20 protein-coding genes and 2 tRNA genes are annotated in these 21,953 nt (G+C 72.9%); 6 read left to right on the top strand and 16 right to left on the bottom strand.

Going from position 1 to position 21,953, the window contains the following annotated elements; all coding sequences use genetic code 11:
• Positions 1-70: 70 nt before the first annotated feature.
• From ACFXOA_RS17855 to ACFXOA_RS17825, 7 genes are all read right to left on the bottom strand, one after another.
• A tRNA-Lys gene (locus ACFXOA_RS17855) sits at positions 71-144 on the bottom strand.
• A gap of 406 nt (positions 145-550) precedes the next feature.
• A complete protein-coding gene (locus ACFXOA_RS17850; RefSeq protein ID WP_385028726.1) occupies positions 551-1,309 on the bottom strand; it encodes an IclR family transcriptional regulator in 759 nt (252 codons plus the stop codon).
• A 178-nt stretch (positions 1,310-1,487) separates the two neighbouring features.
• Positions 1,488-2,321, bottom strand: coding sequence for an ectoine/hydroxyectoine ABC transporter ATP-binding protein EhuA (ehuA, locus tag ACFXOA_RS17845; protein WP_385028723.1), 834 nt, complete (start codon positions 2,319-2,321; stop codon positions 1,488-1,490).
• Entirely contained in the window at positions 2,311-2,955 is a 645-nt protein-coding gene (ehuD, locus tag ACFXOA_RS17840; protein WP_385028720.1) for an ectoine/hydroxyectoine ABC transporter permease subunit EhuD, read from the bottom strand. The genes ehuA and ehuD overlap by 11 nt, the downstream gene beginning before the upstream one ends.
• Positions 2,952-3,686 carry an ectoine/hydroxyectoine ABC transporter permease subunit EhuC gene (gene ehuC, locus ACFXOA_RS17835; RefSeq protein WP_385028717.1) on the bottom strand — a complete coding sequence of 245 codons (735 nt, stop codon included), beginning with the start codon at positions 3,684-3,686 and terminating at the stop codon, positions 2,952-2,954. The genes ehuD and ehuC overlap by 4 nt, the downstream gene beginning before the upstream one ends.
• A gap of 19 nt (positions 3,687-3,705) precedes the next feature.
• Entirely contained in the window at positions 3,706-4,608 is a 903-nt protein-coding gene (ehuB, locus tag ACFXOA_RS17830; protein ID WP_385028714.1) for an ectoine/hydroxyectoine ABC transporter substrate-binding protein EhuB, read from the bottom strand.
• A gap of 217 nt (positions 4,609-4,825) precedes the next feature.
• Positions 4,826-5,785: a D-2-hydroxyacid dehydrogenase gene (locus tag ACFXOA_RS17825; RefSeq protein ID WP_385028711.1), complete on the bottom strand. Its 960-nt coding sequence runs from the start codon at positions 5,783-5,785 to the stop codon at positions 4,826-4,828.
• A 183-nt stretch (positions 5,786-5,968) separates the two neighbouring features.
• Here ACFXOA_RS17825 and ACFXOA_RS17820 point away from each other — a divergent pair, with 183 nt between their 5' ends.
• Both ACFXOA_RS17820 and ACFXOA_RS17815 read left to right on the top strand, forming a co-directional pair.
• Entirely contained in the window at positions 5,969-6,733 is a 765-nt protein-coding gene (locus tag ACFXOA_RS17820) for a decarboxylase (protein ID WP_385028708.1), read from the top strand.
• A 101-nt stretch (positions 6,734-6,834) separates the two neighbouring features.
• A complete protein-coding gene (locus ACFXOA_RS17815) occupies positions 6,835-7,935 on the top strand; it encodes an LLM class flavin-dependent oxidoreductase (protein WP_385028705.1) in 1,101 nt (366 codons plus the stop codon).
• A 152-nt stretch (positions 7,936-8,087) separates the two neighbouring features.
• Here ACFXOA_RS17815 and ACFXOA_RS17810 read toward each other — a convergent pair whose 3' ends face one another.
• Entirely contained in the window at positions 8,088-9,938 is a 1,851-nt protein-coding gene (locus tag ACFXOA_RS17810) for a putative bifunctional diguanylate cyclase/phosphodiesterase (protein ID WP_385028702.1), read from the bottom strand.
• Between the two features lie 395 nt (positions 9,939-10,333).
• On the opposite strand from ACFXOA_RS17810, the gene ACFXOA_RS17805 reads away from it, so the two are divergent.
• Positions 10,334-11,605: a M6 family metalloprotease domain-containing protein gene (locus ACFXOA_RS17805; protein WP_385028699.1), complete on the top strand. Its 1,272-nt coding sequence runs from the start codon at positions 10,334-10,336 to the stop codon at positions 11,603-11,605.
• Between the two features lie 61 nt (positions 11,606-11,666).
• On the opposite strand, the gene ACFXOA_RS17800 is transcribed toward ACFXOA_RS17805, so the two are convergent.
• The 7 genes from ACFXOA_RS17800 to ACFXOA_RS17770 all read right to left on the bottom strand — a co-directional run bounded on the left by ACFXOA_RS17800 (position 11,667) and on the right by ACFXOA_RS17770 (position 18,019).
• A tRNA-Lys gene (locus ACFXOA_RS17800) sits at positions 11,667-11,740 on the bottom strand.
• A complete protein-coding gene (locus ACFXOA_RS17795) occupies positions 11,731-12,429 on the bottom strand; it encodes a hypothetical protein (RefSeq protein WP_385028696.1) in 699 nt (232 codons plus the stop codon). Before ACFXOA_RS17795 ends, ACFXOA_RS17800 begins: the two co-directional genes overlap by 10 nt.
• A gap of 166 nt (positions 12,430-12,595) precedes the next feature.
• On the bottom strand, positions 12,596-12,937 hold the full coding sequence (locus ACFXOA_RS17790; protein WP_385028693.1) for a hypothetical protein: 342 nt from the start codon (positions 12,935-12,937) through the stop codon (positions 12,596-12,598).
• A 112-nt stretch (positions 12,938-13,049) separates the two neighbouring features.
• A complete protein-coding gene (locus ACFXOA_RS17785) occupies positions 13,050-14,384 on the bottom strand; it encodes an AAA family ATPase (RefSeq protein ID WP_385028690.1) in 1,335 nt (444 codons plus the stop codon).
• Positions 14,381-16,003, bottom strand: a complete 1,623-nt coding sequence (locus tag ACFXOA_RS17780) for a hypothetical protein (protein WP_385028687.1) — start codon at positions 16,001-16,003, stop codon at positions 14,381-14,383. Before ACFXOA_RS17780 ends, ACFXOA_RS17785 begins: the two co-directional genes overlap by 4 nt.
• Positions 15,994-17,175, bottom strand: a complete 1,182-nt coding sequence (locus tag ACFXOA_RS17775; RefSeq protein WP_385028683.1) for a hypothetical protein — start codon at positions 17,173-17,175, stop codon at positions 15,994-15,996. Before ACFXOA_RS17775 ends, ACFXOA_RS17780 begins: the two co-directional genes overlap by 10 nt.
• Positions 17,075-18,019, bottom strand: coding sequence for a phosphatase PAP2 family protein (locus ACFXOA_RS17770; protein WP_385028680.1), 945 nt, complete (start codon positions 18,017-18,019; stop codon positions 17,075-17,077). The genes ACFXOA_RS17775 and ACFXOA_RS17770 overlap by 101 nt, the downstream gene beginning before the upstream one ends.
• 320 nt (positions 18,020-18,339) lie before the next feature.
• On the opposite strand from ACFXOA_RS17770, the gene ACFXOA_RS17765 reads away from it, so the two are divergent.
• Entirely contained in the window at positions 18,340-18,936 is a 597-nt protein-coding gene (locus ACFXOA_RS17765; RefSeq protein WP_385028677.1) for a histidine phosphatase family protein, read from the top strand.
• Between the two features lie 62 nt (positions 18,937-18,998).
• Here ACFXOA_RS17765 and ACFXOA_RS17760 read toward each other — a convergent pair whose 3' ends face one another.
• Positions 18,999-20,348 carry a tetratricopeptide repeat protein gene (locus tag ACFXOA_RS17760; RefSeq protein ID WP_385028674.1) on the bottom strand — a complete coding sequence of 450 codons (1,350 nt, stop codon included), beginning with the start codon at positions 20,346-20,348 and terminating at the stop codon, positions 18,999-19,001.
• A 255-nt stretch (positions 20,349-20,603) separates the two neighbouring features.
• Here ACFXOA_RS17760 and ACFXOA_RS17755 point away from each other — a divergent pair, with 255 nt between their 5' ends.
• Both ACFXOA_RS17755 and ACFXOA_RS17750 read left to right on the top strand, forming a co-directional pair.
• Positions 20,604-20,966, top strand: coding sequence for a hypothetical protein (locus ACFXOA_RS17755; protein ID WP_385028671.1), 363 nt, complete (start codon positions 20,604-20,606; stop codon positions 20,964-20,966).
• Between the two features lie 84 nt (positions 20,967-21,050).
• Positions 21,051-21,938 carry a spermidine synthase gene (locus ACFXOA_RS17750; protein WP_385028825.1) on the top strand — a complete coding sequence of 296 codons (888 nt, stop codon included), beginning with the start codon at positions 21,051-21,053 and terminating at the stop codon, positions 21,936-21,938.
• Positions 21,939-21,953: the final 15 nt, after the last annotated feature.

The following is a 21,953-nucleotide window of genomic DNA, read 5'->3' as shown; positions in this document are numbered from 1 at the left end:
CGCGGCCCCGCCGCCCCACAACCACCTGGGGCCCCCCACCCCACCGGGACCCCCGCCACTGTGGTGTCTGTGCGCCGTCAGGGACTCGAACCCCGGACCCGCTGATTAAGAGTCAGCTGCTCTAACCAACTGAGCTAACGGCGCCTGCTGACTCGAAAATAATACCTGGTGTCCGGGGGTGCTGATGACACGTGCCCGCCCCTCCGCCGCGTGGCCCTCGCCACAGCCGGCCGGCGCCGGTGGCGGCCACGGATCCGCTGCTGACCACCGCCGGCGGCCGATCCAGGCGATGTCCCAGGCCGTCGTGGCCTCCCCGGGGCTCTCCGGAACAGGCGGCCTCCCGGCCGTCCGAGGGGCCGGGAACACCGGCCGGCGGCACCGGCGTGTGCGGGCCCGCCCCTGACCTGCGGGCCCGCAGCACCTCATATATACAGAGCAAGGAGTCTCAGTGGCCACCCACTGCCGGGGCGCGCCGCGATCCACCGGATCTGCGTCCGCTGCTTCGCCGACGCCGAAGCGGCCGGGGGCACCGTGCTCCCGGGACCACAGGTCAGAGGGACAGGGACAGCAGCACCGGAGCCGCGCGCCGGTTCAGTGTCGCCGCCGCGGCGCGCAGCCGGTGGGCGTGCTCGACGGGGAGCGAGAGGGCCAGGCAGCCCGCCGACGAGCCCGCGGTCAGCGGGACCGCCGCGCACACCGTGCCCACGGCGTACTCCTGCAGGTCCAGCACCGGCACCGTCGCCGGCTGGCTGTCCAGCTTCGAGAAGAGCACCTTCTCGCTGGTGATCGTCCGCGAGGTCAGACGTGCGATCCGGTGCCGGGACAGGTGGTCGCGCCGGGCGTTCTGGTCGAGCTGGGTCAGCAGGCACTTGCCGATCGCGCTTGCGTGCGCCGCCGAGCGGAAGTCCACCCACTCGTTCACCGCGGGCGTGCGCGGCCCGTCCGCCACCTGCGTGACGCGGATCTCCCCGTCGACGTAACGGCTGACGTAGACCGCCGCGCCGAGCGAGTCCCGCAACTGCGCCAGCGTCTGCTGGAGCTTCGCCTCCAGGGCTCTTCTGCGGGCGGCTCCGGAGCCGAGCTCCAGGAGCGAGGAGCCGATGACGTACGCCCCGTCGGTTACCTGCTCGACGTATCCCTCGCGGCGCAGTGTCAGCAGAAGGGGGGCGAGGTGCCCGGGCGGCAGCCCGGTCTCCCTGGAGATCCGGGCCTCGGTCACGCCGCTGCCGTGCGTGGACACGGACTCGAGCACGCGCAGGGCGTACTGCACCGAGTGGAACGGCGCCTTCGGCTCGGGCTTCAACGCCACGATTCCCCCCTTTAGGGCCTCTACGAGGTTGTGACCACCAAGCTCGTTCCCACGATAGTCGCCGGATGGCTCATTTGGAGGGGGGTGTCCGAGAGTTGCGGGTGCGCCCCCGTCCCGTCAACTGGGGCGCACCCTTCTGGCATATGCCAAGGTCACGGGCTTCATGCCAAAGGCAAGGTCACAGCACCGCGTTGAGGAACTCGCGCGTACGTTCGTGTTCGGGCGCGGTGAAAATCTTCTCCGGGGAGCCCGACTCGACGACCCGTCCCGCGTCGAACATGAGCACCTTCTCCGACACGTCCCGGGCGAAGTTCATCTCGTGGGTCACACAGAGCATCGTGATGTCGGTCGTCCTGGCGATGTCGGTCAGCAGATCCAGTACCCCGGCGACGAGTTCGGGGTCCAGGGCGGACGTCACCTCGTCGAGCAGCAGGATCTCCGGGCGCATCGCGAGCGCGCGGGCGATCGCCACCCGCTGCTGCTGGCCGCCGGAGAGCTGGGACGGGTGGGCGTCGACCTTCCCGGAGAGCCCGACGAGGTCGAGCAGTTCCCTCGCCCGGACCTCCGCCTCGTCCTTGTCCATGCCGAGGACGTTGACGGGTGCCTCGGTGATGTTCTGGAGGACCTTCATGTTGGGGAAGAGGTTGAACTGCTGGAAGACCATCCCGATCTTCTTCCGGGACTCCCGCAGCTCCTTCTCGCCGGCGGGCTTCAGCGCGCCGGACGGCGTCCGCACGTGCGAGAGCGGGGAGCCGTCCACCCAGATCACGCCGTCGCTGACCCTCTCCAGGGTCATCAGCAGACGCAGGATGGTGGTCTTCCCCGAGCCGCTCGGCCCGATCAGCGTGACGTGTTCACCGCGTCGCACGGTGAAGTCCAGCTCGTCCAGGACGACATGGTCGCCGTAGCGCTTGACGACCCTGTCGAAGCGGACCAGCGGTTCGACCCCGGCGGCCGGGAGGTCCACCGCCGCTTCCGTGACTTTCCTGAGGGGGGCGGGTTCAGTGGCCAAGGCGCTTCTCCAGCTTTCTCATCAGCAGCGAGGTCGGGTAGCTCGCGACCAGGAAGACCAGGCCCGCGAGCGTCCACGCCTCCGTGTAGGCGAAGTGGTCGGCCCCGTACTTCCGGGCCTCGAAGACCATTTCCTGCACGGTGATCACGGCGAGGAACGGGGTCTCCTTGAACATCGAGACGGCGTAGTTGCCCAGCGCCGGCAGCACGTTGCGAACCGCCTGCGGAAGGATCACCGCCTGCCAGGTCCGGCGGGGCGACATCGAGAGCGCACGGCAGGCCTCCCACTGCCCCCTGGGCACACCGTCGATGCCCGCCCGGTAGACCTCGGAGGTGTACGTGGCGTAGTGGACGCCCAGGACCACGATGCCGACGGTCAGCGGTTCCACCGAGGTGAAGACGGCGGCCGCGCCGACCAGTTGCACCAGCAGCGGGGTGGATCGCACGAACTCCATCACGGCCTTCACGGGCACCGTGACGAGACGCGAGGGGGCACGGCCCGCCACGGCGATCGCCAGGCCGAGCACCGCCGCGAGGAGCGTGCCGAGCAGGGTCGCCAGCAGGGTGACCCGGAAACCCTCGAGCAGCAGGGGGAGGGCCTCGCCCGCGGCGTCCCAGTCGAACGTCTGGTTCACCGGGCACCTCCGGCCGTCGGTACGGGTCCGGCGCTGCGGGTCCTGAACAGGCCCCGGGCGCCGGTGTGCAGACCGAGCCGCCGCTTGGCGGCCCGCTCCAGCAGGTTCATCAGCAGGGTCATCGCGTAGGCGAGCACGAAGTAGACCGCGAGCAGCAGCAGATAGGCGATGAGGCTCTCACCGGTCAGGCTGCGGACGTGCTCGATCGCGGTCATCAGGTCCGCCGCCGAGAGCAGCCACAGCAGCGGGGTCGCCTTCAGCAGCTGGATCAGCAGGTTGGTGAAGGAGGGGATCATCTGGACCCAGGCCTGCGGCAGGATCACCCTGCGCATCCGGTGGAACGGGGACATGTTCAGCGCGACCGCCGCCTCGTACTGGGCGCGCGGCACGGAGTTGACCGCGCCCCGCACGACCTCGGAGCCGTACGCGCCGAAGTTCAGGCCCAGCGCCACCACCCCGCAGAGCAGGGGCGTCAGTTCGTACCCCGTCAGCTGCGGCATCGCGTAGTAGAACCAGAACAGCTGGACGTAGAGCGAGGTGCCCCGGAAGAACTCGACGACGGTGCGTGAGACCCCGCGCACCAGCAGCAGGCGGGTGCCCGCCATGAGGCCGAGGACGAACGAGAGGGCGAGGGCGAGCAGGGAGCCCAGGACGGTCGCCTCGACCGTCACCCACAGGCCGGACGAGATCTGCGGCAGTTCGTCGCCGAAGGTGGAGAAGAAGTCACTCATACGGTGTGGTCCGTCCCCGTCAGCCCTTGCACAGGTCTGCGGTCTTCAGCGTGGCCGGGGGCACCTCGGTCTCGCCGAAGCCGTACTCCCGGAGCAGCTGCACATAGCGGGACCTGTCCGAGACGATCTTCTTGAGCTCCCGGTTGAACGCGTCGCGCAGATCCTCGTTGCCCTGGCGGAACACCGCTCCACCGGGGGAGAACTGCTGCTTGCCGTCCAGTTCGGGGACGAAGGCCTCGGTCACCTCGGTCTCCGGGTTGGTCTTGGCCAGCCAGCGCAGCGAGATGCCGGTCAGCAGGAACGCGTCGACCCGGCCGCCCTTCACGGCGTCCGCACCGTCCTGCGGCTTCTGAAGCGTCTTGATCCTGCTCTCGGGGATCCCGGCGCCCTCGGCGTACGAGGCCTCGACCGCACCCGACATCACACCGACGGTGACGCCGGCCTCCTTCGCCGACGCCAGGTCGGTGAGCTTCTTCGGGTTGCCCTTCTTCACCATCAGGGCAGTCGGCGAGATGAACTCCGGCTCGGAGAAGATGGCGTTGGCGCACCGCTCGGGGGTGATGGCCATGCCCGCGCTGACCACGTCGTACTTCCCCGCCTGGAGGCCGGGGATCAGGCCGTCCCACTCGGAGAGCGTCGGCTTCAGCTCCTCGACGCCGAGCGCCTTGAATATCTCGCGGTGCAGGGTGGGTGCCTCGCCCTTGAGCTCCTTGCCCTCCATGTAGCCGTACGGGGCCTCGTTGGCGTAGGCGACCCGGACGAAGCCCTGCTTGCGGAGCTTGTCGAGCGCACCCTCACCGTCCGCGGCGCCGGCGTCGGTCTTGCTGCACGCCGACAGCAGGCCGGGGACGACGAGCAGACCTCCCACGGCCGCCGATCGATTGAGGAAGCTCCGACGGGACAGGTGAGGGAAGTCAGCCATGGTTCGCGGTCTCCTGAAGAACTCGGGTGGTCGAACAGTCCGGACAGGGTGAGCACCTGCCCGATCCCGGCGCCTTATGCAGCAAGCGCTGCCATGTGATCGAACGGTGGCCGGAGGGTGACCCTCCCGTGTCCCGGCCTGGGCGCAGGGCGACGGCGGGTGTGCGGGGCGTGTTCCCCTGCCCGGGCGTATTCATGACTGTCCGTCATGTACGGGTTCAGTGGCTGATGTCCGTCGAAGGTACGTAACCGAGCCGCATGTCCACCGTGTTGGGCAAAGGTGCTCCTTCTGCCCAGAGTTCGTACATCGAGACGAACTGCTCGCCCAGCCTGTCCCGCCAGCCGGCCGTGTCCCCGCTCATGTGCGGGGACACCAGCAGGCCCGGCACGTCCCACAGCGGACTGCCCGGCCCCAGCGGCTCCTCCTGGAACACGTCGAGCGCCGCGCCCGCGAACCAGCGCCTGCCCAGCGCCTCCGCCAGGTCCTCCTCGACCGTCAGCGCGCCGCGTCCCACATTGACGAAGTGGGCGGAGGGCTGGAGCAGCCCGAAGAAGCGCGCGTCGAACATCCCGCGGGTCTCGGGCGTCAGCGGGGCCGCGGAGATCACCCAGTCCGCGCCGGATGCCAGCCGCCCCAGGTCCTCCACACCGTGGATGGTGCGCCGGGCCGTACGTCCGACCAGCGCCACCCGGACGCCCAGGCCGTGCAGCAGCCGCATGATCTCCCGCCCCACGGGCCCCGCGCCGACGACCACCGCCCGGCTCCCGGCGAGCGTCATGGTCTCCCGGTGGCGCCATACGTGGCGCTGCTGGAGCCCGAGCGTCCGGGGCAGGTCCTTCGCGAAGGCGAGCACCAGCCCGGCGACGTACTCGGCGATCGGCAGTTCGAAGATCCCGCGGGCGTTGGTGACCACCGTGGAGGAGCCGGCGAGCGCCGGGCACAGCAGCCGGTCCACGCCGGCGCTCGCCGTGTGCACCCAGCGGGGGCGCGGCCCCTCGCCGGGCCAGGCCGCGCGGACGGCGTCGGAGGCGAAGTCCCAGACGAGCAGGACATCCGCCTCGGGCAGCATCCCGGCCAGTGTCCGCTCGTCGGCGTGCCGGACCACGGCCCTGCCGGTCAGCCGGCCGAGCCGGGGCGGCGGGTCGGCGTCCAGGACGAGGATCACGGGAGCGTTCATCGGAGATCACCACGCTCGCACCGGGGCGGGAAGCCGTCAACAGGAAGCCGGGGCCGCGGGAGGAACCGCAGGTCAGGCCCTCTGCGGGCGACGAGCCGGGGGCACAAGGGGAATACTTGTCCCAGGCAGGGGCACCGGTCACACGAGCGACGCAGGACATCCGGACACACGGGAAGGATGGACATGACGACCGTAGGACTTCTCTACCCGGGCCACGCCGCGGAGGACGACTTCCCGCGGATCGAGGTCATGCTGGACAGCGACATCAGAGTCCCGCTCTTCCACACCGACATCGACGAGGACACCCGCCGCACGGGCAGCCTCCGGGAGGCGGGCACCCCCGAGCGGCTGGCCGCCGGAGTCGAGGAACTGCGGATGGCCGGCGCCGAGTCGCTGGTCTGGGCGTGCTCGGGCGGCAGCTTCTCCTACGGATGGGACGGCGCCCACCAACAGGCCGCGGGGCTGGCCAGGACCGCGGGGCTCCCCGCCTCCAGCACCTCCGTCGCCTTCGTCCAGGCCCTGCGGGAGCTGGGTGCCTCCCGGGTCGCCGTCGCCGCGTCCTACTCCGAGGACGTCGCCGCGCTCTTCGCCGGATTCCTGGAGGAGGGGGGCGTCGACGTGGTCGCCACCCGCGGAGGCGGCATCATCTCCGCGTCCGAGGCCGCCGCAGCGGACGTGGAGCTCCTGAAGGAGCTCGCCGTGGCCGGCGACCACCCCGACGCCGAGGTGGTGCTGCTCCCCGACAACGCCCTGCACACCGCGGCGCACGTCCCCGAACTCGAGGAACTCGTCGGCAAGCCGATCCTCACCGCCAACCAGGTGGCCGTCTGGGAAGGGCTCCGGCTCACCGACCGCCGTGTCTGGGCCCCCACCCTGGGCACCCTCTTCGCCACCCGCGAACCCCCGCCCGGCGCCGCCGAGCCCCGGGGCATCGAGGTGCGGGAGTAGCCTCCGGGGCAGGACGCCGGGGTGCCCACGGGAATAAGCGGAGCCCCCCTCCTGTTCGCACTCTCCGGTACAGATACGCAGCACCGGAGAGGTCGGAAGACGTGGACGAGAACCGAGGCGACGAGATTCGCGGCACCGCGGGCGGAACGGCCCCCGTACCCCTCTCCGTACTCGACCTGGTGACCGTGGGGCAGGGCCGCACCGCCACGCAGGCCCTGCGCACCGGCGTGGACATCGCGAAGCTGGCCGAGAACCGTGGCTTCCACCGCTTCTGGGTCGCCGAGCACCACTCCATGCCCGGCGTCGCCTCCTCGTCCCCCGCCGTGATCCTCGCGCACCTCGCCGCCCACACCGAGCGCATCCGCCTCGGCTCCGGCGGAGTGATGCTCCCCAACCACGCCCCGCTGGTGATCGCCGAGCAGTTCGGCACCCTGGAGGCGATGGCCCCGGGCCGCGTCGACCTCGGCCTCGGCCGGGCCCCGGGTACGGACGGCGCCACCGCCGCCGCCCTGCGCCGTACCGACCGGCTGAACGAGGGAGCGGATGACTTCCCGCAGCAGCTGGCCGAGCTGATCCGCTTCCTGGACGACGACTTCCCCGACGGCCACCCCTACGCCCGTATCCACGCCGTCCCCGGTCCCGTGCAGGCCACCTCGCCCGGAGGTGTGCAGTCGCCCGGCCGGCCGCCGGTGTGGCTGCTCGGCTCCTCGGGGTTCAGCGCGCGCCTCGCCGGCGTCCTCGGTCTGCCCTTCGCCTTCGCCCACCACTTCTCGGCCCGCAACACCGTGCCGGCCCTGGACCTCTACCGGGAGTCGTTCAAGCCCTCCGCGGTGCTCGACGCCCCCTACGCCCTCATCGGCGTCGCGGCGCTGGCCGCCGACGACGAGCGCGAGGCCAGGCGCCAGGTGCTGACCGGCGCCCTGTCCATGGTCCGGCTGCGGACCGGCCGCCCGGGACTCGTGCCCACCCCCGAGGAGGCCGAGGCGTACGACTTCAGCCCCATGGAGCGCGAGTTCGTCGACGGCTGGCTGAAGGACATCGTCCACGGCACGCCGGACGAGGTCCGCACCGGCCTGGACGACCTGGCCAAGCGCACCGGCGCGGACGAACTGATGATCACGGCCAACGCGCACGGCGGCGAGGCACGCCTCCGCTCCTACGAACTCATCGCGGACGCCTACGGACTTCCCGGCGGAGCCTGAGGCCCCGGGGCCCGGCCCCGCCGGGCCCCGCCTTGCCCCTGACCGCGCAGTCATCGCTGACGGCGACGGCTGACCGCTGTCCCCGCCCATCGCCGCCCCCGTCGACGGCTGATCGCTGTCCCCGCCGACCGCCGGCCGCCGGGACCCACGTGTCAGCCCCCGGGAGACCTCGAACCGATCAGCTCCGTGATCCGCTCGGGAGCCACCGCGCGCGAGTACAGCCAGCCCTGCCCCGTGTCGCACCCGATCCGCCGCAGCCGCTCCGCCTGCCCCGAGGTCTCCACGCACTCCGCGGTGACCGTCAGACCGAGGCGGTGCGCCAGCTGCACCATGGCCTCGACGATCGTCTCGTCGGCGGGGCTGGGGTGGGCGCCGTCCTCGTAGCGGAAACCGCGCACGAAGGATCCGTCCAGCTTCAGCACCGAGACGGGCAGCCGGCTCAGATAGGCCAGGTTGGAGTAGCCCGTACCGAAGTCGTCGATCGCGATCCTGACCCCCATCGCGCTGAGCGCCTCCAGCACCCGCAGCGGCCTGCCCGACGAGCCCATGACCGCCGACTCGGTCAGCTCCAGCTGCAGCAGACCGGGCTCCAGGCCGGTCTCGGCGAGGACCTCCGCCACGTCGGCGACCAGGTCGGAGTCCCTGAGCTGGCGCACCGCGACATTGACGCTGATGAACAGGGCGGGCTCGTCCGGGTGTTCCAGCTGCCAGCGGCGCGCCTGGCGGCACGCCGTGCGCAGCACCCAGCGGCCCAGCTCGACGATGGTGCCGTCCTCCTCGGCGATCGGCACGAACCGGCTCGGCGCCAGCAGCCCGTACCGCGGGTGGTTCCACCGCACCAGGGCCTCCACACCCCGTACGACCTCGTCCGCCATGCCGACCAGCGGCTGGTACTCCAGCGTGAACTCCCCGCGCTCCACGGCCGGACGGAGCGTGGAGGAGAGCGCCTGCCGGGTCATCCGGTTCGCGTTGCGCTCCGCGTCGAAGAGGGTCCAGCGGGCCCGGCCGTCGTCCTTCGCCCAGAACAGCGTGGTGTCCGCGGCCTGCATCAGGTCCGTGGCCGAGGTGCCGGCCACGGAGCGCTCCACCACCCCGATCGACGCCGAGACGGACAGCCGGTGGCCCGCCACGTCGAAGGGCTGCTGGAGGGCGGTCAGCACCGAGCGGGCCAGCTCGGTGAGCTGGTGCGTTCCCGAGGAGTCGTCCACCAGGATCGCGAACTCGTCACCGCCCAGCCGCGCCACCAGATGGGCTCCGGTGCGGTGGTCGTCGGCCTCGGCGCAGTCGGTGAGCCGGCCCGCGACCGCGGCCAGCAGCCGGTCGCCGGTGTGGTGCCCCAGGGTGTCGTTGACCGCCTTGAAACCGTCGATGTCGAGGTAGCAGAGCCCGATCCGCCCGCCGTCCGCCGGATCGAAGGGCGGCGCACCGTCCTGGAGCGGGGGAGAGCCGAGAGCGGCCGTGAGCCGCTCGAAGAACAGGGTGCGGTTGGGGAGCCGCGTCACCGGATCGTGCATCCGCAGATGGCGCAGCCGCTCCCGCAGCTCCCGCCGGTCGCTCACGTCGGCGACGGACAGCAGCACCCGGTCCGGACCGGTCTCCCCGCCACCCATCGGTACGACGGTGACCTCGGCCCACAGCGGCCGGCCGTCGGCGTGCTTCAGCCGGCGGGTGGAGCGCATGCGGGGGCGGGCGCCGCGCAGCACCTCGGTGTACGCGCGCCGGGCGGAACTCTCCGGGGCGAGACCGACGAGGTCGGCGGCGCACTGCCCGGTGAGGGTGGCCGGATCGGTGCCGAGGAGGCCGCCCAGCGCGTCGTTCGGACTGACGATCCGCCCCAGGTGGTCGACGACGGCCATGGGCAGGGCGGCGGCGGCGAACGCGGCGCGGTAGTCGCGCAGCTCCGAGAGTACCGAGCCCGGGCGGTCACGTTGTGTGACCTCCGGTGGCCCGGTGCCGGGGGACGCCCCGGCGCGGGGCGCCGGCTCTTCGGATGTTCCGCTCACCGCTCGCTCCCGCTGTGCAGATCGGTTGAACACGTGTGGACGGTCGGGGGGGGCGTGGAGTGGAGCGCCGCGCAGGAGGCGGGAACCACGCAGGAAAGCGAGGTGAAGCATAGAGGCTGGGGCCCCCGGCGTTCCAGCGCGTTCGGCGTTTCGGGCCCGCGGCACGCACCCGGCCCGCGCCCGATCGGAGTCCGGCCCGCAGGCACCACCCGTAAGCGTTTTGACGGTGGTTGATCTCCTTTGCGCTGATCTGACGGTTTCAAGATCCCGAGTGAGCGAATGTGACTTTACGTGATGAGGGTTGCTCCGGTGCGGATGATCACGCCCTGTTGTGCTGACCCGTGCGGGTCAGCACAACAGGGCGTGCGAGGCGGAATCGGAACAGGGTGAAGGGGATGTCCCGCGCTCGCCACCCGGAGGTAGATGTGCCGCGTCAGCACGGATCCGGGGGAGTGGAGAGGCCGAGCCTGCGCGGCGTGGCCGCGGCTCTGACCTCCCTCATGGCGCTCGCCGCCACCGGGCTCGTCGCCGGCCCCGCGGTGGCGGCCGCGCGCGACGCGGGACCGTGCGCACTGCCCCGCACCGGGGCGCACCACTCCCTCGGCCTCGACACGTGGAACGACGCCTACCCGCGCCCCGACCGCGGCCTCGACGCCGTCATGGTCTTCCTCTCGTTCCCCGACGCCGAGCCCGTCGTGTCGCCGCAGGTCCTCGCCGCCGACTACTTCCCCTCGACCACGGAGTTCTTCCAGCGGGCCTCCTACGGGAGGTTCACCCTGCGCGCCGAACCCCAGCGGCACTGGACCCGCATGCCCCACCCCTCCACCTGGTACGGCATACAGCGGGACTGGGGGTCGGAGCGGCGCAGCGCCTACCTGCGTGACGCGATCGAGGCGGCGGACGAGGAGACCGACTTCTCCGACTACGACATCGTCTACCTCGTCGCCGACCCGGACGCGCCCGGAGTGGACTCCGACGCCACCAAGGTCGTCAACTTCGACCGCCCGCTGCGCGCCGACGGGGCCGACATCAGGCGGGTGGTCACCGTGTTCGAGGAGCACCCGCCCGACCGGAACGTCCTCGCGCACGAGACCGGGCACGTCTTCGACCTGGCCGACCTCTACCACCGGCCCGAGGACGGCAAGGGGGACTGGGACACCTACGTCGGGGACTGGGACGTGATGGGCAGCCAGTTCGGACTCGCCCCGGATCTGTTCGGCTGGCACAAGTGGAAGCTCGGCTGGCTCTCCGGCTCACAGGTCGTGTGCGTACAGGGTGACTCGGACCTCACGCTGGAGCCCATGGCCGAGGTGCCCGTCCCGGGCGCCTCCCTCGGGACCCGTCTCGCGGTCATCAGGACCGGCGCCGACACCGCGCTCGCCGTCGAGGCCCGCGGCGCCACCGGCAACGACCGGACGACCTGCAGCGAAGGCGTGCTCGTCTACCGCATCCGCAACACCACTCCTTCCGGAGGCGGCCCGGTCGAGGTCCTGGACGCCCACCCCGACTCCGACGCCTGCTGGGACCGGTCGGTCTACCCGCCTCTCGCCGACGCCCCGCTCCGGGAGGGCGAGCGCTACACCGTCCCGGGTGAGCGCGTCCGCATCGACGTCGCCGACCGGACCCGGTCCGGGGCCTGGACCGTCCGCATCACCATCGGCCCCTGACAGGGCGCGGGACAGACGAAGAAGCCCCCCTCGCAAACGCGAGGGGGGCTTCTTCCGTCGGTGCGCCGTCAGGGACTCGAACCCCGGACCCGCTGATTAAGAGTCAGCTGCTCTAACCAACTGAGCTAACGGCGCCTGCTGACGTCGTAGACATTAGCACCCGGATCGGCGGGAGGAAAAATCGAATTCCCGGTGGCCGACGGTGCCGCCGACCTGCCCACTCGCACGCAGGCCCACAGGAGCACGTCGGGGCCCGGGAGCCATGGGTTCCGGGTGTCCGGGGCGACGACCCAGCGAGGACCGTCCGAGCCGGACCCGCCGGTCAGGGGAGGTACCGTGACGGCGTCACCGAGGCCGTGGCAGAGCACCGGCGGCAGTGCTCCCCGGTGCCCGCCCGGGCCGTCGGGGCACCCCGTGCCCCACTCCTCCCAGGCCACCAGCGACGGCAGCCGCTGCGCGGTGCCGGGGGAGGCGAACAGCAGCATCCGGCCCCGGTGGACGGCGACCGGGCCGGATCCGGGCCCCTCCGCCCAGAGCCGTTCCAGCATCCGCCGTCCGAACAGCGCGGGCACGCTGACGATGTCGAACGCGGTGCCGCAGGGCAGCACGCCGGGTGAGGCGGGCCGGTCCTCCCACTGCGCCAGGGTGCTGCGGGGATGCGCGGTCGCGCCCGCCAGCCAGGCCGCCCCGGACGAGGTGACATGAGCGGCCCTGTCGCCGGCCCCCTCCTCGGGCCGGTCCCGCAGCAGAGCGAAGAGGCCGCCGCCGTGGCTCGCGCCCGCACCGGCCCGCAAGGTCGTCTCGTCGTTCAGCCATACGCTCATGGAGTCATGTCTACCGGCGGTGACGGTACTGTTCCGCGGAGTTGCCGAAACGTCTGACGGGACGGACCCCGGAGAGGTATCTTGCCCGGCGGCATATGCCACAGGTGTACCCGTGGTGACCGGGCCGCCCGCCGCGCCGGACTCCGGACGGCCCCGGGAACCGGTGTCAGGGCGCGGGGTCGTTCAGCAGGGAACGGCCGAACTCGATCATCTTCTTGGCGTAGTCCTCGGTCCACTCGGCGCGCGCCGCTATGTCCGCGGCGGTGAGCCGGTCGAACCGGCGGGGATCGGCGAGCTGGGCGGCGGCCACCGCCTGGAACTCCACCGCCCGGTCCGTCGCCGCCCTGAAGGCGAGCGTCAGCTCCGTCGCGCGGGCGAGCAACTCCTTCGGGTCCTCCATCGACTCCAGGTCGAAGAAGTGCTCCGGATCGGCCACCGCCTCCGACGGCTCGAAGAGCAGCGGCGCGGGACGCAGCCTCTGCCGCTCGTTCCGTTCGGGTTGTGCCATGTGCTGTTCCCTCCTCGTACGGCCGGACGGCCACCTTCCATTGTCCAGCCCGGCAGGACGGCCACGTCCGTGTCGTCCACGGCGGACGGGACCAGGAGAGCGCTGCCCAGGATCAGGGCGTCCAATGCACGCGGTGCTCGGCCAGATGCGACAGCACCGCGTGATTGGCCTCCCAGCCGTCCGGGAACTTCACCGTCACACCCAGCTGGACCGGCTCCGTCGACGGGTGCTCGTCCAGCAGCTCGGCCACCCCGGCACGGCAGACCACCACACACGCGTGGCGATGCCGGGAGGCCAGCACGCAGAGGCGGCCCGTCTCCAGATGGAACGCCGTGGCGTCCGGCCGCCCGGACAGCGGGTGCAGCACGACCGTCACGTCGAACTCGCGGCCCTGGAGCCGGTTCGCCGTGTCCACCGCCACACCCGTCACCCCCAGCTCCGCCAGGGCGGCGCGGACCGCGGCGGCCTGGTCGCGGTGGGCCGTGCCGACCGCGACCCGCTCCGCCGTCACCGGGACGGGGCCCTCCGCCCGCTCGCTCGTCGCGGCGCCGCCCCGGTCCAGCAGCCGGCGCACCACCAGGGCCACCGCACGGACCGCCTCGGGATCGGTGCGCGGGGTGTGCCTGGCGGGCAGCTCCAGCAGCCCCCAGCCCGACTCGGCCGCCTCGTCCAGCACCCGGTCCGGCCCGGAGCCGTCCGAGGGAACGCCGAACGACAGGCGTCGTTCACCGTGGTCCGTACCGCTGCGGAACGGGGTGTACGGGTAGAACGCGCCGGAGACCAGGGGCGCCGCCGAAGCGGGGAGGCGCCAGGACACCGGCAGCCGGTGCTGCGGCAGCTCCGGGTTGTGCGCGAGGAGGGTCGAGACGGCGCTCGCCGACGGGTCGTACGTGAGACCGGCCCACTGGTCGGCGCCCACGATCGAGAACGGGTCGAGCTGCCCCGGATCACCCACGAACAGCGCCCGCTCGAACAGCCCGGCCACGGCCAGCAGCGCGTCCGACCTCATCTGGTAGGCCTCGTCGACGATCGCGTGGCCCCACGGCTCGACGTTCTTCACGTGCGCCCACTTGGCGGCCGTGGAGATCACGATGTCCAGGCCCGCCAGATCGGCCGCCTTCGCCGACTTGCGTACGTGGTCCAGACCGTCCAGGACCTTGTCGTACGGATCGGAGTCGTTGCTGTGCAGCCGGCCAACCGGCAGCCCGGGCGCCTTCTCGGCGAGGCGCACCACCAGGTCGTCCACCTGGGCGTTGGTCTGCGCGACGACCATCAGCGGCCGGCCCGCCGCGGCGAGCTCCAGCGCGGCCCGCACCACCAGCGTCGACTTCCCCGCGCCCGGCGGGGAGTCCACCACCACGCCCCGCGCGGGGGAGCGCAAGGTGTCCTCCAGGATCGCGTCGGTCGCCCGCGCCGCCGCGGCGCCCGGGTCGGTCACGGCTGTCACAGCAGGTCCTCCGAGGTCACGGGATCGGGCAGTTCGGCAGGTCCGCCCGGCGGGCCGCCGTGGGTCCAGGGCGTGTCCTCGGGGGCGGGCAGCCCGGGACCGCTCCGCTGGTCGTGTTCGAAGAGGGTCCAGGCGATGCGGTCCCCGGCGGCGGGCACCGACCCCGGCGCGGGCTCCTTGCCGCGGCCCATGCGGTCGGTGATCCGCAGGACCAGACGGACCGGATCCTCGGGGCCGGAGGGCCCGGCCGCACCCTCGCCGGGCGCGTACCCGACGAACTCGGCCGTCTGCGGCTTGCCGTCCAGCGACCGGTAGACCTTCGTCCGTTCCCCCAGGTGCGGGCGCTCGCCCGTCAGCACCGTGACCAGCGGGCGGGGAGAGGGCCGCTTCGACTCGCTGTACGCCATCTCGACCTCGGTGACCTCCGCGACGAAGGCCTCACCCGCCAGCCTGCGGCCCGCCAGGACCAGCGGATCGTCCAGAGCCTCCTGGGCGTCCAGCTGCGCCTGGGCCGTCTCGCGCGAGGCCAGCTTCTGTGCCGCCGTCACCGCGTCGTCCCTGCGGGGCTGCGGGGGTTCGCCCGCCCGCACCCGGTCCCGGTGCGAGGTGAAGGACCACCGGTCGCGTCTCCAGCGGTCCTCGGCCCTCGCACCCTCCGGAAGCTCCCGCAGCAGGTCCAGGCCCCGCCACACCGCATGCCAGGTAGGCAGCATCACCCCCGCGAGCAGCTCCCTGACCGCCCTCTCGGCGTCGCCCAGCTCGCCGAGCCGCGTGTCGGCGTCGAGCCCGTCCTCCGCCGCGGCCAGCGCCGTGCGGGCGCGGTCGAAGCGCTCGATCGCCGGAGCCAGCAGCTTGTTGTCGAACGCCGGATCCGTCGCCGGTCCGGCGGGCGGGCACAGGAGCTGACCTGCCGCGTCCCGCTCCAGCTCCGCCCGGAGGGCCGCCTCGGCACCCGCCATACCGCCCGGCGGATCGAGCCAGGCGAGCAGCGCCCCGAGGTGCTGGTCCTCCAGACTGCTCTGCCCCGTCGCCCAGTGGCGGTTCAGCAGATCCGTCGCGGCCAGCAGCAGCGAGGACCCCGGCACCCTCGCCCGCTCCCCGTAGTGCGTCAGCCAGCGGCCGAGCAGCGGCACACGGGCCGGTGCCGGGTAAGGGGTGTCCGGGTCGTCCTCGGCCGTGCGCCGGAACCGCATGGACCGGCCGAGCAGCCGTACGAAGTCGACACCGGCCCTGCTCGGCACGATCAGCTGCGCCGCGTCCGCGCACAGCTCGACCTCGACCTTGACCTTTTTCCCGGTCATGGGGTCCGTCTCGTTGCGCTCCGCCGGCTCGACGACGTCGGCGTACGACTCGATGTGCGGCAGCACCGCCTCCGCCAGCTCGGCCAGGAACGCGGACCTCAGATCCCGGTCGCGCGGCTGGGCCACGACCAGCAGACGCGGAGCGGTGCGGTCCGTGCCGACGAGCGCTCCCAGCGGGGCGCCCGCCTCACCGGCGGTGGTCAGCGGCACCAGGACCAGGGGACCGGCCGTCAGGTGCCGGTGCCGCACGGTGGCCAGCGGCTGTGCCCGCCCGCTCTCCACCGCCTCCAGCCGGGCCAGGGTGGTGATCAGTGACATGGGACGCCGCCCGTCGCACCCGCCAGCGCCTCGGCGCGCAGCGCGGCCGCCCTGCGCAGGGCGGCCACCGTCGGGTCCGAAGGGTCGCCCTCCTTGCCGGCCGCGGCGGCCAGCACCCCGGAGACGGTGGTCAGACCGCCGAGCTCACCCCGCACACCGCGGCCCAGGGACTCCACCGCACCCTCGGCGCGGGCCTTCGCCCGGCAGTGGAAGGCGAGCTCGCACGCCGCCAGGCACTCGGGGGCGTACGCGGCGGGGACCGCCTCGACGGCGCTGCCCAGCTCCTCGGGGGAGCGGCACGGGTCGAAGGTGGTGCCCTCGGGCAGCGCCGCGGCGATGTCCTCGACCCGGGTCAGCCTGGTGAGCTGGCGGCTGGTGACGGCGCGCTGCCTGCGTACGTCGACGACCGAGGCGGCCGGCAGGTTGGAGAAGTCCTTCGGGCAGACCAGCAGGATCCGGTGCGCGACGCGTGCGCCCTCGGTCACCGCGGCCGTGCGCTCCAGGGCCAGGACGTACACCGCGGACTGGCGGGCCGCGGCGCCGACCTTCGCGGCGTCCGCGGAGCTGTCGATCATGGGGAAGGACTTGATCTCGACGACCGTCCAGGTGCCGTCCGGGTGCACCACCACGGCGTCCGGCTCCAGATAGGCGGGCGAGCCCGCGACCTCCAGCGCCAGCATCGGGTGGTCGAGCAGCGTCCAGCGCCCCGAAGCGGTGGCCTCGCGCAGCGCCAGCGCCGTACGGGCGGCGCGGCCCTCGGGTCCGGCTGCGGTCAGGTCGGGGACCTCCGCGGCGGAGGGTGCCTCGGCGCCCTCGCCCAGGTGCTCGATGAGGAGGCGCAGCAGTTCGGTGCCGCCGTCGGCCTTGACGCGCGCCTCGAAGGCGTTGCCGCGGACGAAGGCGAACTGGGACTGCCCGAACGCCGCGGGGGATCCGAGCGCCGTGGCCAGGGCGGCCTTGTCGACGCCCGCGCCGTCGAGCAGGGCACGGCGTCTGCACCCCGGGTTGGCGGCGAGAGCCGCGAGCGCGCGCGCGTCGAGCGGGTGCGGCGCGACGGTCGGCCCGCGCAGCTCAGCGAGCCGCTGCCGGAGTGTCGTCGGCTGCGGCCGCGGAGCGGGCGCTCGCGTCGCCGGAATCTGCGGAGGCGGTCCGCCGGCCGGGTATTCGCTCACCCGCGGAAGTCTTGCATCCGTCACTGACAATCGTGGATCTCGAGGGCGCGGCGGATACGGGCGTACGCGCGAACACCCTGCCCATCCGGTACTTGACGCGGTCGGCGATCCGCATGAACGGCCTGGTCAGCAGGGCGCCGACGGCCATCACCGCCGCCCCGGCCACGGCATCGAGGAAATAGTGGTTCGCCGTGCCCATCACGACGAACACGATCGTCAGGGGGTAGGCGACGCCCGCCGCGCGGACGAGCGGATGGCGGCCGTGGCGCCAGAGCAGTACCCCGCACCACACCGCCCAGCCGACGTGGAGGCTCGGCATCGCCGCGTACTGGTTGGTCATCCCGCTGAGGCCCCGCGGGGCGCTGGCGCCCGCACCCCACCAGCCGTAGGAGCTGTACTGCGCCATGGTGTCGACGAAGCCGTGGTGGGCCTCGAGGAGGCGCGGCGGGCAGGTCGGCAGCAGGGTGAAGCCGATCAGCCCGAGGAGGGTGGACGACATCAGCCAGGTACGGGCCGCGCGGTAGACGGAGGTACGGCGGCGGAAGATCCAGATCAGGATCGCCGGGGTGACCACGTAGTGCAGGGAGGCGTAGGCGAAGTCGGCGGGCACGCCGAGCGAGGGGTGGGCGGTGAGGAGCCGGTTGAGCGGGTGCTCCGCGTTGATGTGGAGAGCCTTCTCCAAGCGGAGTATCGCCAGCCCGTTCCGCACCGCCCCGGGTATGTCCTCCCGGACCAGCAGCCGCCCGAGGGAGTACAGCCCGTAGACCACGGCTATCAGCGGGAGCTCCGTCCACCAGCGCGGCCGGTGACCCGAGATCGGTGTCCCGGCGGTGGCGTACGGCATCCGGTGGCTCTCCCCTTGTTCATGCGGTCGACGGCGGGCGTTCAACCGTACGGCGGTCGTGTGCCCGCTTTTCCTCCGGGGGCACGTACCCCGTGCGCCCGCCCGGTCCCCTGGTCCTGAGAGGGACGCGGCCCCCGCCCCGCAGGTTGCCCGGCGAGGGGGTGCGGGATGATGGGACGGGCTCCGCGTCCGCACCGGTCACCGGCCGGCCGGCCGCGTCCGCCACCGAGGAGCCGTCCCGGACACCGCTGTCCCGGACCCATCAGATCCTAGGGTCACCGGATCACCGGATCTCAGAGTTTTCTTCAGGGAGAGCCGTCATGGCACCGCGAATCCTGCTCGCCCGGCACGGCCAGACACAGTGGTCGGTCCAGGGCAATCACACCGGCAGGACCGACATTCCCCTGCTCGACACCGGCCGCGAGGGCGCGAAGCTGCTCGGCGAGCGGCTGCACCGGGAGCCGTGGGGCGGTCTGCCCGGGGTGGAGGTGCGCACCAGCCCGCTCGTCCGGGCGTCCGAGACCTGCTCGCTCGCCGGCTTCGGCGACCGTGCCGAGCCGTGGGACGCGCTGATGGAGTGGGACTACGGGGACTACGAGGGCCTGACCCCGGCACAGATCAAGGCGGAGCGCCCCGACTGGTTCATCTGGCGTGACGGCGTCCCCGGCGGCGAGACCCTCGCCGAGCTCACGGAACGCGTCGACGAGGTCGTGGCGTGGGCCAGGTCCGCCGAGCGTGACGTCCTCGTCTTCGCCCACGGACACGTCCTGCGGGCGCTCGGGGCGCGCTGGCTGGGCGAGGACGTGTCCTTCGCGGCGCGGATCCGCCTGGAGCCGACGTCCCTGTCGGTGCTGGGATGGGCGTACGGCCTCCCGGCCCTGGAGCGGTGGAACGACACGGGCCACCTGGACCGCTAGGGGCTTCCCGTCCCCGCAACGGCGGCGGGGCGGGGGACGGGACCGGCCTCGGCCGTGCGCCCTCAGGCGACGGGCGGCAGTTCCTCGTAGCGCTCCAGCAGTGCGGCGACCTCCGGGCCGCCCTGCGGTCGCAGTGCGCCGACGGCGTGCGCCAGCATCCCCCGGATGCGGGAGGACCGGACCCGGTCCAGCAGGTCCAGCACCGCGTGCCCGGCGGCGGCGGCCTCGTCGGCCGTACCGGCCCGGGCCAGGTCGTTCGCGAGCTGCGCTCGGTAGAGCGCGAGGTTGCGGGTGAAGTGCGGATCCTGGAGCCGGGTGGCCCGGCGGGCGTGCAGCGCCGCCCGCGGCCAGTCGCCCAGCGCCGACCAGCACTGCGCCTCCAGCAGTTCGAGCTCCGCCTCGCGGAAGAAGCTCATCCACTCCGGGTCCGCGTCGCGGGGCCCCCGCCCGAACGCCGACTGCGCGCGGCCGATCGCCAGCTCGCACCCCGTGCGGTCCCCCAGCAGCGCCCGCGCCCCGGCCTCCCGCAGCGCCAGCAGGGCGAGCAGCCGCGGTGAGCCGAGCGGCCGGGCCGCCCGCTGCCCGGCCTCCGCGGCGCGGACCGCCTCGCGGGCACGTCCGGTGTCCCGGGCGAGGAAGGAGGCGTTGCAGAAGGCGTGCGCCTCCAGCGCGGCGTCGCCCGACAGCCGAGCCGTGGCCAGCGCCTCCGCGTAGTGGGAGCGGGCGTCCTCGAACCGCCCCGAGTCGTGGGCCAGCCAGCCCACCGAGATCGCCAGCTCGCCCGCACCCGCGTGCAGCCGGTCGGCCGTCCCGCGCCGGGTCGTGGTGCCGGTGTCGAGTAGGGCGTACGCCGCCCTGAGCGGCTGGAAGGCCCGCCGGTAGAGGCCGTCCGCACCGTGCCGGTCGTCCAGCAGACGGATCCGGCGCACGGCCTTCTCGACGGCGTCCACCTCGGCCTCGCCGACGCGGCGCTGCGATGGGACGCCGAGCGGACCCGCGGCGGCGGGACGGCCTGACAGGCCCAGGGACGCGGCTGCCACCGTGGCGGTGCCGCTGGTCATGAACACGCGACGCAGCACGTCGCTCTCCTCGTGGATGTCACTGTCGAGCGTGGGGGGTGTGGTGGGAGGGGGCACCGTGCGGGCCCCCCGCCCGCGCACGCTCTCGCGGGCGAGGAAACCCAGGTCCTCGAGGCTCGCCCCGGGGAACATGTGCAGGAAAACCCGTTCGTACGCGTAGTTGGGGCAGCGGATCTCGCCCGACTCCACGCGCCCGACGTACCGGGCGTCGCACGCGACCTGTTCACCGATCTCGCGCGCGGCCCGGCGGACCGCGGCCGCGAACTCCCCGGCGGAGCGCTGTCCGCGCAGCCGCCGGAAGGCGAGGTTGGGAACTGCCCGTGTCGACACCATGGCTGGGCCCTCTCTGGTGCAAGCCGGGCTCCTGCTTCCGGTGCCCCGGCGGAGCAAGAACGTACCTTCTGTGACAGGGCGCACACGCTGCGTTTGCCAATAAATCAGACATCTCACCCGTGATCCGCCATGAACTGCCACCCTTTGCGGCGGCATGCCGCCGTAGCCCTTGACGCCGTCGGAGCGTTGGTCCATGAGGAGACGGGGCGTGGTCCCGTCTCGTCGAGACGAAGAGGAGGGGTTCCCTTGCCTCACATGGGCCCGGAAACCGCACCGTGCGACCTGGTGACCGTCCCGGCACGTCAAGGGCTGGAGGCCGTGGACATCCTGCGCAGGGGCGCCGACCAGGACTGCGTCGGCCCGGTCCTCCACGACGGCGCCTGCGCGGTCCTCGGCTTCCTGGTCCCCTCCGGCACCGCGGAGGGCTGGGACGTACCGGGCAGCGCGTGTACCAGGACCGACGGGCGCGGCCTGCGCATCCCGGCCGATCCGCCCTCGGTCGGCGGGGGCTGGCTCCTTCCGCCGGTCGCGGAGGCCCCGGTCACCGACCCCGCCGTGCTCAGGGCGGCCCTCGACCAGGCGGCCCGGCTCATCGAGGCGGCCGACGACCGCCGCTGACGCGATAATGGGCAGGTGGGCGGAGCCTCCGCCACCGCCGGCCCGGGACGCCGGCGTACCCGCACGGTGAGCGAGGGCGAACGCGTGGCACGTCGAGGTACGGCCAGGGGAGCCGGCGGCCGGGACCGGTCCGAACGCCGGCAGGAAGCCCTGACCGCGACGGTGGACGGCGGCGTCGCCGAACTCGTGCCCGACCGCGACCGTCCGCGTGCCTGGACCCTGGTGCTGGACGGCGCCCCGCAGTCCCATGTCGACCTGGACGACCCGGCGTACCTCTCGTTCGAGTACCAGCGCAGGCTCGGCCATGTCATCGATCTCGCCGCACCGCCCGGACGCCCCCTCCAGGCGGTCCACCTCGGCGGCGGGGCCCTCACCCTCGCCCGGTACGTCGCCGCGAGCCGCCCCCGCTCCACCCAGCAGGTCGTCGAGATCGACGCGCCCCTCGTCCAGTTCGTACGCCGGGAACTGCCGCTGGACCCGCAGGCCCGGATACGCGTCAGATCGGTGGACGCCAGGGCCGGCCTCGGCAAGGTCCCCGACGGCTGGGCGGACCTCGTCGTCGCCGACGTCTTCAGCGGCGCCCGTACCCCCGCGCACCTCACCTCCGCCGAATTCCTCGGAGAGGTACGCCGGGTGCTGAAGCCCGGCGGCCAGTACGCCGCCAACCTCGCCGACGGCCCGCCGCTCGCCCATCTGCGCGGCCAGGTCGCCACCGCCGCCTCGCTCTTCCCCGAACTCGCCCTCGCCGCCGACCCGACCGTCTGGCGCGGGCGGCGCTTCGGCAACGCCGTGCTGGTCGCCTCCGACCTGCCGATCGCGGTCGCGGAACTCACCCGCAGGGTCGCGAGCGACCCGCACCCCGGCAGGGTCGAACACGGCCGCGCCCTGGCCGACTTCACCGGCGGCGCCGCCGTCGTCACCGACGCCTCGGCCAAGGCGTCCCCGGCCCCGCCGCCGGACGCCTTCACCTGAGGGCGTGCCCCGCGG

The organism is Streptomyces sp. NPDC059166, from assembly GCF_042755185.1.
Classification (GTDB): domain Bacteria; phylum Actinomycetota; class Actinomycetes; order Streptomycetales; family Streptomycetaceae; genus Streptomyces.
Note: the sequence above shows the minus strand (reverse complement) of the source record. Positions and strands in the feature narration are given on the sequence as shown.

Bases quoted from the DNA above. Each gene is read 5' to 3' on its own strand.
- ACFXOA_RS17760 (WP_385028674.1), bottom strand. From the start codon at position 20,348: ATGGTGTCGACACGGGCAGTTCCCAACCTCGCCTTCCGGCGGCTGCGC.
- ACFXOA_RS17795 (WP_385028696.1), bottom strand. From the start codon at position 12,429: ATGAGCGTATGGCTGAACGACGAGACGACCTTGCGGGCCGGTGCGGGC.
- ACFXOA_RS17790 (WP_385028693.1), bottom strand. From the start codon at position 12,937: ATGGCACAACCCGAACGGAACGAGCGGCAGAGGCTGCGTCCCGCGCCG.
- ehuB (WP_385028714.1), bottom strand. From the start codon at position 4,608: ATGGCTGACTTCCCTCACCTGTCCCGTCGGAGCTTCCTCAATCGATCG.
- ACFXOA_RS17770 (WP_385028680.1), bottom strand. From the start codon at position 18,019: ATGCCGTACGCCACCGCCGGGACACCGATCTCGGGTCACCGGCCGCGC.
- ACFXOA_RS17780 (WP_385028687.1), bottom strand. From the start codon at position 16,003: ATGTCACTGATCACCACCCTGGCCCGGCTGGAGGCGGTGGAGAGCGGG.
- ehuC (WP_385028717.1), bottom strand. From the start codon at position 3,686: ATGAGTGACTTCTTCTCCACCTTCGGCGACGAACTGCCGCAGATCTCG.
- ACFXOA_RS17825 (WP_385028711.1), bottom strand. From the start codon at position 5,785: ATGAACGCTCCCGTGATCCTCGTCCTGGACGCCGACCCGCCGCCCCGG.
- ACFXOA_RS17755 (WP_385028671.1), top strand. From the start codon at position 20,604: ATGGGCCCGGAAACCGCACCGTGCGACCTGGTGACCGTCCCGGCACGT.
- ACFXOA_RS17805 (WP_385028699.1), top strand. From the start codon at position 10,334: ATGTCCCGCGCTCGCCACCCGGAGGTAGATGTGCCGCGTCAGCACGGA.
- ACFXOA_RS17765 (WP_385028677.1), top strand. From the start codon at position 18,340: ATGGCACCGCGAATCCTGCTCGCCCGGCACGGCCAGACACAGTGGTCG.
- ACFXOA_RS17820 (WP_385028708.1), top strand. From the start codon at position 5,969: ATGACGACCGTAGGACTTCTCTACCCGGGCCACGCCGCGGAGGACGAC.